This window comes from Rubneribacter sp. (genome assembly GCF_965361815.1).
This window is the reverse complement of the sequence record NZ_CBDTNW010000048.1, coordinates 1-6,658: the sequence shown is the minus strand read 5'-3', so window position 1 is coordinate 6,658 and position 6,658 is coordinate 1. Positions and strand designations below refer to the sequence as shown.

The following is a 6,658-nucleotide window of genomic DNA, read 5'->3' as shown; positions in this document are numbered from 1 at the left end:
GGGGCGGCCGCCACGGTGCCCACGTGCTCGCGCGCGCTCGACAAGGCGCGCGAGCTGGGCATGCCCGTGTTCCACATCGTGCGCGAGTACGCCGAGGACGGCTCCAACGTGGAGGCCACGCGCCGCGCCGACTGGATGGCGGGCGGCCGTCCGCTCTCGCGGGCGTGCGCGAACCCGCGATCGCTTGCGGAGGTGGAACCGCTCGCTCCCCAAGGGGACGATCGCGTGATCGTGAAGCCGCGGTTCTCGGCGTTTTTCGGCACGCAGCTAGACCTGGTGCTGCGCCGCCTGGGCGTGGGCACGGTGGTGCTCACGGGCACCACGACGCCCAACTGCATCCGCACCACCTGCTACGACGCGCTTTCGCTCGACTACAACGTGGCCATCGTGGAGGACTGCACGTCGTCGCGTTCGCCCCAGGTGCAGGCCGCCAGCATCGAGGACATGCGCTGCGTGGGCGCGCACATCCTCTCCTGCGGGGAGTTCTGCGAACGCGGTCTTGCCGACATGCCCGACGTTGTAGCCGAGGCCCGCGCGGCATGCCGACCGAGCGAGGCGGGCCCGCGATGATCATCGAGGTTCCCACGCTTGAAGATCCGCGGCTTGATGCGTACGCGCGGCTGACCGAGGCGCAGCTGCGCAGCAAGCTGGAGCCTGAGCGGGCGCTGTTCATCGCCGAGTCCGGCAAGGTGATTAAGCGGGCGCTCGCGGCCGGCATGGAGCCGTTGTCGCTGCTCATGGAGGAGAAATGGCTCGCCCCCATGCAGCCGATCATAAGCGAGGCAGTTGCGCGCTGGGGAGAAAAGGTGCCCGTGTTCGTGGCCCCGCACGACGAGTTGGCGAAACTCACGGGCTTCGAGCTGACGCGCGGAGCGCTCGGCGCGTTCAAACGGCCCGCGCTGCCGAGCGTCGCCGAAGCGGTGGCGGGCGCGCGGCGCATCGCGGTGCTGGAGGACATCACCAACCACACGAACGTGGGTGCCATCTTCCGCTCGGCCGCGGCGCTGGGCGTGGACGCCGTGCTGGTGACGCCGGCGTGCTACGACCCGCTGTACCGCCGTGCCGTGCGCGTGTCGATGGGCACCGTGTTCCAGGTGCCTTGGACGCGCATCGGGGACGCGGCCGCCGCCGGCGCGACGGGCGCGGGCGGCTGGGCGGCCGAGGGCGTGCCGCTTCTGCGCGAGCTTGGGTTCAAAACGGCGGCCATGGCGCTCACCGACGCGTCCGTGCCCCTGGACGACCCCGCGCTCAACGCCGAGGAGCGCCTGGCCATCGTGCTGGGGACCGAGGGCGACGGCCTGGCGCGCGACACCATCGCGCGCTGCGATTACACCGTGCGCATTCCCATGGCCCACAACGTGGACTCCCTCAACGTGGCCGCCGCCAGCGCCGTCGCCTTCTGGCAACTGCGAGCGTAGGACGCAGGCCGCGAATCCCCAGCGTTCCACCAGGCCGCCGGATGCCCGAGCGCAGCCGTCCGGCGCGTTACAGCGACTCGTCGCCGGGATGGCCCCCGTGGTCCACGCTCGTGGCAAGCGGGTGCTCCTTCAGCGTGAGCATGAGGGCGAAACCCACAACCAGCAGCGGCACCACGTACAAAAAGATAGGCGCGAGCGCATCGGAGTAGGCCGTGGCGATGAGGCTCCGCGCAGGTTCGGCGAGGTGCTGCACGTACTCGGGCGTGATGCGGTTCATGTTGACGTTGTCCACGCGCGGCAGCTGCGCGGCCAGATCGGCCGCCAGCCGCGACGTGAACAGCGCGCCCACAAGCGATGCGCCCAGCGTGGAGCCGATCTGCCGGAAGAAGTTGTTGGCCGCCGTGGCCGTGCCCACGATGGCGTGCGGGAACTCGTTTTGCACGATGAGCACGAGGATCTGCTGCCCCAGCCCTATGCCGAAACCCAGCACGAACAAAAACGCGCCCGCCACCGGCAACGGCGTGTCCGGCGAAAGCCGCGACAGCAGCACGAAACCCACCGCCGCCACCGCGCACGACGCGACGGGCATCCACTTGTAGCGCCCCGTCCGCGTGGCCAGAAACCCTGCGGCAACCGCCGTGGCCAGCACGCCCGCCATCATGGGAAACGTCATGAGGCCGGCCTGCTCGGGCGCAAGGCCGTCCACTATCTGGAAGTACGTGGGCAGATACGACACCGTGCCCATCATCCCCAGCATGATGAACATGCCCGTGGCGGTGCACACCACGAAGTTGCGGTTGCGAAACAGCTTGAGCGGGATCACCGGCTCGCTTGCGCGACGCTCCACCAGCACGAACGTCACCGCCGCCGCAAGCGACAGGACGAACAGGCCCAGCACCTCCGGCGACGTCCAGGAAAACAGCGTGCCGCCCCACGCGGTGGCCAGCACAAGGGACGCCACCGCCACAGCCAACACCGCCATGCCGGCCACGTCCACCGGCGGGCGGTCGGCGCGAGGCGCGGGCTTCTCCAAAAACACCGCCACCGCCGCAATGGCCGCAAGCGCAAGCGGGATGTTGAACGCGAACAGCCAGCGCCACCCCGTCACCTGCACGAACCACCCGCCCAGAAGTGGCCCCACCACCGTGGACACGGCGAACACCGATCCCATGACGCCCATGTACTTGCCGCGCTGACGCGGCGGGATGATGTCGGCGATGGTGGCCTGCGCCAAGATGATAAGCCCGCCGCCTCCCAAGCCCTCCACAGCGCGCCCCGCGATGAGGCCGTCCATGCTGGGCGCAAGCCCGCAGGTGGCCGACCCCGCAACGAACACCGAAAGCGCCACGATGAACAGGCGCTTGCGGCCGAACAGGTCGCCCAGCTTGCCGTAGACGGGCATCATGACGGTGGACGCCAGGATGTAGGCCGTCGTCACCCACTGCATGTGGTCGACGCCGCCGAGGTCGCCCACGATGGTGGGCAGCGCCGTGGCCGTCACCGTTTCGGAGAGCGTGGACACGAACATGGCCAGCAAAAGCCCCGCGAACACGGCGGCCACTCCGCGCGACGGTCGCTTCGCATCTTCCATACCCGCTCCTCCCGCTCATCCGACAGACGAGGCAGAGTATGGCGCTTGCGCAACGCCCCAAAGAGGACAGGCCGAAACGGGCACCGTGCCGTCAGCCTCGCGCCATGCGCCCGTTCGCAAACGCGGCGCTTGCGGCTGGGGCCCTCCCGCCCGCCCGCCGTCCGCCCGAGGAAACGCCCGCAGCACGAATGCGAAACCTCTCCCACATTGAAAGGGGGGGGGCTGCTAGAATACGGATGACGGTCACGGAAGGAACGATATGGACGAAGGCGCGGCGGACAGCCTGGAGCGGCAGCACGTGCAGGCGACGAGCGTCGTCGGCTACGGCATCGTGTGCGGACTCGCCTTCCCGCTCATGATCTCCAGCACGTTTTTGCAGGAGATGAGCCTGTCGCACGGCGCGGGAGACGCGTTTGGGGCGCTGTTCTTCCTGGCGCACTCGCTCACTATGGCCCTTACCGCGCTTGCGAACCTGTTCCATCGCACGTCCTCCCATCGCGCGCACATGGCCAGCGCCTACGCTGCGGTGTTTGTCGGCAACCTGCTCATGCTGGGACGCACGATAGGGCTTGTCGAAGGCGGCTGGCTCTACGCGTTTTTGGCGTCGGGGGCCATCGGCTACGGGCTGGCAACGGCTGAACTGGGATGGATGGCGCGCATCACGGCGCTTCACGAGGCCGGCCGGATCTCGCTTGCGCGCACCGTGCCGCTCGCGTTTCTGTGCGGCGCGGGCATAGCGGCGCTCATCTTCTACGCGTCCGGAGCGACCGAGATCGCGTTCGCCCTTGTCATCATCGTCGTCTCGGCGGTTCCTCCCCTGCGGCGGCCCGTGCCCGAGCGGGCGGACCTGCGCATCAGCTTCTCGCAGGGAGGCGCGGGCGACTTCGCGAAGGCCGTGTCGTACTTGGCGGTGTTCTCGTTTGTGTTCGGCGCGGTGAGCCAGGTGGCCACCAGGACGGGAAGCGATCCAGTGCCCATTGAGGCCCAGGCGGTGGCGGGCATCCTGGCGGCGTGCGCGGCCCTGCTCGCGTACGTGACGCGGCGCAAGCGGACCATCGCGGTGAACGACCTGTACAACGTGCTGTTCCCCGTGGTCGCGCTCGCCTTGGTGGCGTTGCCGTTCATCAACTCGCCCGAGTTGCACGTGGCGGCCGCCGTGCTCGTGTTCACGGCGTTCTACCTGACGGGAATGAACGTGCGCGTGGCCGTGTGCCTGCTGGGCGAGCGCGACCGCGTGTCCATGTGGGTGTACCTGGGTCTTGCGCTGGCGGCCTCGGGGCTGCTCATCTTGGCGGGCGTTTTGCTGGGCGCGTTCGTGCTGTCGCAGGACAACCCGGCCATGGGGCTTGCGCTTGTGTCGCTGGTGTCGCTGTTCGTGCTGGCGCTCAGCCCCGTGGTCACCGCGCGCCTCGAGCAGCGCCGCGCGCAGGCTGCGGCCGCGAACGCCAGGCCCTCCGCGGGCTCGCGCGCTTCCGCAGACGCGGCGACAGGCCCGGACAACACCTCCTCCGTCCGCCCCGAACCCGCCGACATCCTGGCGTTGCAGGCCGAACTGCTGCGCTCCTTCGCCGAACGCTGCGGCCTCACCGCGCGCGAGACGGACGTGCTCGTGCTGCTGGGCCAAGGCCGCACGCGCACCTACATTGCCGCAGAGCTGGGCCTCTCCCCCAACACGGTCAAGGGCTACATCCGAAACATCTACCAGAAAAGCGGCGCGGTTGACAAGCAAGACCTCCTCGACCGCGTGGAACTGTTCGAACAAGGCCGCCTGTAACCCCTGCTCAAAAGCCACCACCCAGAGTGGAGGGGCGCCTTGCGGCGCCGCGTTCGGCCCCTTGCCCACCCTCCCCCACCCACTTTGGGGCTGACACGGCGCCCGCCCTTCCCCCAAGATGGCCCGCGGACGGCAACATGCCCGTCCCACAGCAACCGTTCCGTTTCAAGAGGGAGGAAACCACATGTCAGATCAGGGGAACACCGTGGAGCGCCCCGAGCGCTCCGGCCTGAGCCGCCGCGCCTTCGTGCTGGGGCTGGGCGCCTCGGCCGCCCTTGCCGCCGGGAGCAGCCTTGCCGCCTGCGCTCCGCAAACGAGCGCGGGAGCGAACGCAGGCTCCGGCTCCACCGCGAACAGCGCCGATGCAACCAGCGGCGCCGCGTCCGCAGACGCCCCCGACACCATCCAGGCCGCTGCCGAGAAGCCGGCCGACAAGCAGGAGACGAAGGACGCCGACCTCGTGGTGGTGGGCAGCGGCATCGCCGGCATGAGCGCGGCCGTGGAGGCCTCGCGCGCGGGCGCCAAGGTGATCGTGCTTGAGAAGCACGACGTCACCGGCGGCGACTCGTCCATCTGCTCCGGCAACTTCTACTGCTGCGGGTCGAAGAAGCAAGACGAGCTGGGCTACACCGACTACGGCACGCCCGAGGAGATCGCCCAGTTCTACTTCGACCAGTCCGACGGCGACGCCAACATGGACATCTGCCGCCTGGTGGCCGAAAACGGCGGCGCGGCCATGGACTGGCTCGTTGAGATGGGCTGCGACTTCGACAAGAAGCCCGAAGAGGGCGCCACCGACCGCTCCATGCTGTCCACCACCGGCGGCAAGGGGCTGGTGGACAACCTCATCGCCGAGGCCGAGAAGAACGGCGTCGAGCTTATGATGGAAACGCGCGCCGTCGAGGTGATCATGGACGGCGGGGCAGCCGCCGGCGTGAAGGCGCGCCAAGGCTCCACCGAGTACGTCATCAACGCGAAGGCCGTCATGCTGGCGTGCGGCGGCTTCGACGGGCAGGATTGGTCGAAGGAGCTCTACGCTCCCGGCGCGGTGGGCTGGCACACGTTCTCCAGCCCCAGCAACACCGGCGACGGCATTGAGCTGGCACGGCAGGCGGGCGCGATGGTGCTGCTCAAGGGCGGCTTGTCGCAGATCCACCTGGTGGGCCACGAGCCGTTGCCGCTCAACGACGAGCTGAGCTCGCTGCGCATGGTGAACACCGGCGTGTTCGTCACCGACCTGGGCTATCGTTGCGCGAACGAGTCTATGACCAGCCAGTTCGACTACTTCACGCCGTTCGTGCAAAGCGGGCGCAAGAAGTTCTTCATCATCTGCGACTCGCAGCTTCCCGAAAAGCGCCTGGAGCTTGTCAAGAAAGGCGTGGAGAAGGGCGTTGTGAACACGGCCGACACCATCGAGGCGCTGGCCGAGGAGGCGGGCCTGCCCAGCTACCCGCTCGTCAAAACCGTTGAGAAGTACAACGCCCTGTGCGAGGCTGGCGAGGACGCCGACTTCCACAAGAAGCCCGAGGACCTGCAGGCGCTGACGCAGGCCCCCTTCTACGCCATCCAGATCACGCCGAACACGAACGACTCGTTCGGCGCGCTTGCCATCAGCACGAAAGCCGAAGTGCTCGACGAGAACCGCCAGCCCGTGCCCGGCCTGTACGCCGGCGGCACCCTTGGCAACGCCGAGCTGTTCTACCTGCGTTACGCCGTGAGCGGCGCGTCGCTGTGCATGGGCACCGTCACCGGCCGCATCGCCGCGCAGTCGGCGCTCGAGTACGCCGGGCTGTAAGCCCTGAGTCGGGAGGCCCTGCGACGCGCCTTTCAGGCGCGCATCGGGGGCCTCCCCAGCCTCTACCCCCTCGCACCTTG

The 6,658-nt window shown here is 68.7% G+C and carries 5 protein-coding genes; 4 read left to right on the top strand and 1 reads right to left on the bottom strand.

Annotated elements, in window-relative coordinates:
• Positions 1 to 570: cysteine hydrolase family protein (locus ACWKY3_RS03010; protein WP_449314939.1), on the top strand; the 570-nt coding region annotated here is incomplete at its 5' end.
• Positions 567 to 1,418, top strand: coding sequence for a TrmH family RNA methyltransferase (locus ACWKY3_RS03005; RefSeq protein WP_449314938.1), 852 nt, complete (start codon positions 567 to 569; stop codon positions 1,416 to 1,418). The genes ACWKY3_RS03010 and ACWKY3_RS03005, both read left to right, overlap by 4 nt.
• 67 nt (positions 1,419 to 1,485) lie before the next feature.
• Here ACWKY3_RS03005 and ACWKY3_RS03000 read toward each other — a convergent pair whose 3' ends face one another.
• Positions 1,486 to 3,009, bottom strand: a complete 1,524-nt coding sequence (locus ACWKY3_RS03000; protein ID WP_449314937.1) for an MDR family MFS transporter — start codon at positions 3,007 to 3,009, stop codon at positions 1,486 to 1,488.
• A gap of 259 nt (positions 3,010 to 3,268) precedes the next feature.
• On the opposite strand from ACWKY3_RS03000, the gene ACWKY3_RS02995 reads away from it, so the two are divergent.
• Together ACWKY3_RS02995 and ACWKY3_RS02990 are read left to right on the top strand one after the other, a co-directional pair.
• A complete protein-coding gene (locus ACWKY3_RS02995; protein WP_449314936.1) occupies positions 3,269 to 4,783 on the top strand; it encodes a response regulator transcription factor in 1,515 nt (504 codons plus the stop codon).
• A gap of 184 nt (positions 4,784 to 4,967) precedes the next feature.
• Positions 4,968 to 6,578, top strand: coding sequence for an FAD-dependent oxidoreductase (locus ACWKY3_RS02990; protein WP_449314935.1), 1,611 nt, complete (start codon positions 4,968 to 4,970; stop codon positions 6,576 to 6,578).
• The last annotated feature ends 80 nt before the right edge of the window (positions 6,579 to 6,658 follow it).